This window comes from Colwellia psychrerythraea (assembly GCF_000764185.1).
In the GTDB taxonomy this organism is placed as follows: Bacteria; Pseudomonadota; Gammaproteobacteria; order Enterobacterales; family Alteromonadaceae; genus Colwellia; species Colwellia psychrerythraea_B.
Map to the genome: position 1 here is coordinate 1 of NZ_JQEC01000012.1, position 2,360 is coordinate 2,360.

Below are 2,360 nucleotides of genomic sequence, written 5' to 3' on the forward strand. Positions count from 1 at the left end.
GGCTCAGGCAACCCACTACGGTTAATTTTACCGTTTGGCATCAACGGCCACTCCGGAACAATCACAAACAAACTAGGTACCATATAATTTGGTAAATCATTCGCAATAGCTTCTTTAAGCGATGTGATAAAAGCACCATCAGTTAAAACGGTTGAATCTTCTTCTTTAACCTCGTTAGCGGTAGGTGTTGTTTGTATAACAGCAGTTCGCTTGACATAAGCCACCAACTGCTTCTCTCCCACCATCAACTCTTTAGCTAATACTAAAACGCTGTCAACTTCAGCCTGCTTATTTATATGAGATTCAATCTCACCAAGCTCTATTCTAAAACCGCGGATCTTAACTTGATCGTCTATGCGGTTAATATATTCTAAATTTCCATCCGGTAAATAACGCACCAAATCGCCAGTTTTATACAAACTCTTTGAACTATTGTGGTTGGCTTCATCATAATACGGATTATCAATAAAGCGCTCAGCGGTTAATTCTGGTTTATTAAGGTAACCTTTGGCGACACCTGCTCCTGATAAGTACAATTCACCTGCAACACCAAAAGGCGCTAATTCCAGCCCTTGTGTTAATACAAATGCCTGACTGTTTGCTATTACTCTCCCTATTCCTGGCTTATTATTTATGGCAGATGTAAAAGCCATAGAAGTTGAGTAAGTGGTATCTTCTGATGGACCATACAAATTATATACTTTTGTACAATCTGTATTATTCAATATTTCATTGACTATCTCAGTACTTAAAGGCTCTCCCGCAAGGTTGATGAGCTTAACACTGTCTGAAATAGACTTATTCTCCAGCAAAACTTTAATGGCTGACGGTACAGTATTAATTAAACTGGGCTCAATACGTTGTTCTATCAATGTAAACGCATCTTTAACCAAAATACACTGATAACCGAAACAAAGAGGCACAAATAACTCGAACACAGACAAGTCAAAATTTAAAGAAGTACTCGCCAACACTTTTGAAAGTTCATCAGGGGCAAAGGTTGAATTAGCCCAATGCAGCATAGCGTTAGTATTGCTATGTCTGATCGCTACCCCTTTAGGCTGCCCGGTTGAGCCTGACGTATAGATCACATAAGCTAAATGTGATGAGTTCAGCCCTAAAGCTTCTTTCTTTACATTATCTGTCTGATCTGTCGCAGAGGGATCATGCTCAAGAAGCTCACCGTCCAAACACACGGCTTGTCGCTCTCCTAACCCTACTTTTGCTAACAAGCTTTCCTGCGTCAACACCAAAGAAACATCAGCATCGCTGAGTATATAATTAAGGCGCGCCTCAGGATAACTTGGATCAAGAGGCACATAAGCGCCCCCAGATTTCAATATTCCTAGTATGCCGACGACCATATCTAGTGAGCGTTCTACGCATATTCCCACTAGGGTATCTGGTATAATATGATGCTGCTCTACCAAATAATTCGCTACTCGGTTCGCCTTCTGGTTGAGCGCCTGATAGGTGAGTTGTTCACCTTCAAAAACTAAAGCAATGTTATTCGGGGTCACTAAAGCCTGTGCTTCAAACAACTCATGAATACATTTATCTTCTGGAAAATACTGCTCAGTATCATTTATTTCACGAATGAGATAGTTTGTTTCTTGTACTGACAAAACAGGCAAATTTCTTATTTGCAGCGGTCCGGAAAGTTCTTTTTCATTCAATGTAGCTAATCCCGTTAGTAAACGAGATAGATGATCATTGAATTGAATTATATGAGCTTCATTAAAGATGGCTTTATCAAAAACCCACTCAAGATTTACACCATTTTCATTGAGACTGATACGAATATCCAAATCAAATTTGGCAGTAATGTGCTCTGCTGGCAACGGGGATAAGGTTACTCCCGGTAAAGTCAGCTGCTGCCTTTCTTTATTTTCCCCTAACCCATAATCCGTGTCTGTCGTCAGCATAATTTGAAATACGGGAGTATAAGCACTGCTGCGCGAAATATTTAATTTTTCAACCAAACGTTCAAATGGCACATCCTGATTCGATTGTGCATCTAAATGTACCTCACGTACATGGGCCAAATAATCGCTTAAGTCTTGATGATTGGTATCAAGCCTGAGGACTAAAGTATTGACAAAAAATCCTATTAGCGGCTCAAGCTCTGCCTGTAATCTGTTGGCAACAGGTGTGCCGATAACAATATCATGGCTATTGCTGTGGCGAGCTAAAACCAGCGCTAAAGCAGCATGTAATAACATAAATGGCGTTAGCTGATGCGCTTTTGCAATGTGCTGCAATGAACACGCAATATCTCCTGACAATTGTCCCGAGACTCGTGCCCCTGCATATTGCTTTTCTTCTGGTCTTGGTTCATCTAAGATCAGAGAGTGTATCGA

General features: G+C 40.6%; 1 protein-coding gene. It reads right to left on the reverse strand.

Going from position 1 to position 2,360, the window contains the following annotated elements; genetic code table 11:
• The coding region (locus GAB14E_RS16090; RefSeq protein ID WP_033081457.1) for a non-ribosomal peptide synthetase at window positions 1-2,360 on the reverse strand (2,360 nt) is incomplete at both ends.